Raw genomic sequence first — 1,605 nt, 5'->3', positions numbered from 1 at the left:
GATCGGCGAAGGCTTCGATGCGGCGATCGGTGGGGGCTTCGAGCTGACGCCGGGGGTGGTGGCTCGCGAGCTGGCGCCGGTGCACATCGTGGCGGTGGCGTCGCCGGGCTACCTGAGCGGGCGGCAACTGCCGCGCACGCCTGAGGACCTGGCGGCGTTCGACGGGATCATGCGGCGCTCGTCACCGACAGGGCGCGTGCGGCCGTGGACGCTGCGGTCGAAACGCCATGACGAGCAGGCGGTGCCTTGCAAGGCGCGGTTGATCTTCAGCGACCCCGAGGCGATCGCGGAGGCGGCGAAGCTGGGGCTCGGCGTCGCGCTGCTGCCGATGCCGTTCGCCTTCGCGCCCATCGCGAGCGGGGAACTGGTGCGGCTGCTGCCGGGCTGGTACAGCGACGCTGGGCCGCTCTCGCTGTACTACCCGAGCCGCAGCCTGCTGCCGGCGAAGACGCGGGTGTTCGTCGRCTTCGTGACGGAGCGGTTTCGGGCGGCGGAGTTCGCGAAGCTGGTGGACGGGCGCTGAGCGCCCGCCGTCGTCAACCCGTCAACCGTGCGGGTCTTCGCCCTTCGAGCGTGACTTGCCGATCTCCTCGGCCTTCTGCATTTCCTGCTGCTCGCGCGGCGACTTCGGGTGGGCGTTGCGCGCCGCCTCATCGACCTTGCCGGACTTGACGAACGCACGCGTCTTCTCGTCGTAGTGGCGCCCGGCTTCGTAGTCGCCCTCGCCCTGAACTTGGCTCAGGTCGGCTTGGGGTTGTGACTTGCTCGGTTGGGTGGGCTTCTGCTGCTTGCTCATCGCGATCTCCTGGCATGGTGTGTCACAACCATAGGAATCGCTGCCGTTGATCAGCGCGGGGTTGGGGCTCGATGCAATGTCGGCGGAACGCGCTTCGCGTCGTAGGAACCCACCGACTTGCCCCATTGCCAGCACCAATCGCTGACCGATTCAGTTCACGTCTTGCTGGCGGCTTTAACCACTGTCGCGAATCTATCAGCCAGCACTTTGGCCGTCGGACGTTTTGCTGGATCCTCCACGAAGCCGTCACGAATCATATTGATGATYGTCCGCTCCTCGCGGCTGTCGAGCCATGAGGGTTGATTCCGCAACTTGAGTGGAGTAAGGAAGGAAGCCCTGTCCTTTGCTTTTTCGTCACAGCAGATATCCCATATCGAAGCTACCAAACCATGCACATCGCTGGCGGTCCCAATCGCCGGCAGACCAGCCTTCTTAAGCGCCCTATCCTCTATTCTCTTTCCTTGTACAGCTTCCAAACGCTTATACTTACCAAGCCTCTTCAACCCGCCTTCCATCTCCTTGAGCCGATTGATGCGATCAGTTTTAACCCTGTTTTCTGGATGACTCCACACTATGTAGTATTCCGGTGACATGTACTTCAAGCAGTCGCTGCGACCAGTATTTATGACAACACCGCTTCGAGCAGACATTCCGAAATCCGCCAACTTGACAACAGGCTCACCTTCACCATCCTCATCGACATAGAAGTTGTCCGGCTTCAGATCCATATGCTTGTACTTCAGCTCATGAAGCTGCTGGACAGCCAAGCACATCTGATGAGCAATCTTATAGAGCTTTCTCTGACCATC

Annotated in this window: 3 protein-coding genes; 1 reads left to right on the top strand and 2 read right to left on the bottom strand. The window is 60.9% G+C overall.

The annotated features are described in order from the left end of the window. The coding region (locus tag AC1D01_RS33970) for a substrate binding domain-containing protein (protein ID WP_477873865.1) at positions 1-523 on the top strand (523 nt) is incomplete at its 5' end. Positions 524-544: 21 nt separating this feature from the next. Here the strand turns inward: AC1D01_RS33970 and AC1D01_RS33965 are convergent. Both AC1D01_RS33965 and AC1D01_RS33960 read right to left on the bottom strand, forming a co-directional pair. Continuing rightward, a complete protein-coding gene (locus AC1D01_RS33965; RefSeq protein ID WP_477873864.1) occupies positions 545-796 on the bottom strand; it encodes a hypothetical protein in 252 nt (83 codons plus the stop codon). A gap of 155 nt (positions 797-951) precedes the next feature. Then, the coding region (locus tag AC1D01_RS33960; RefSeq protein ID WP_477873863.1) for a protein kinase domain-containing protein at positions 952-1,605 on the bottom strand (654 nt) is incomplete at its 5' end.

This window comes from Rhizobacter sp. P3_B12 (genome assembly GCF_056402895.1).
This window is presented reverse-complemented; position numbering and strand designations above follow the sequence as displayed.

Bases quoted from the DNA above. Each gene is read 5' to 3' on its own strand.
- AC1D01_RS33965 (WP_477873864.1), bottom strand. From the start codon at position 796: ATGAGCAAGCAGCAGAAGCCCACCCAACCGAGCAAGTCACAACCCCAA.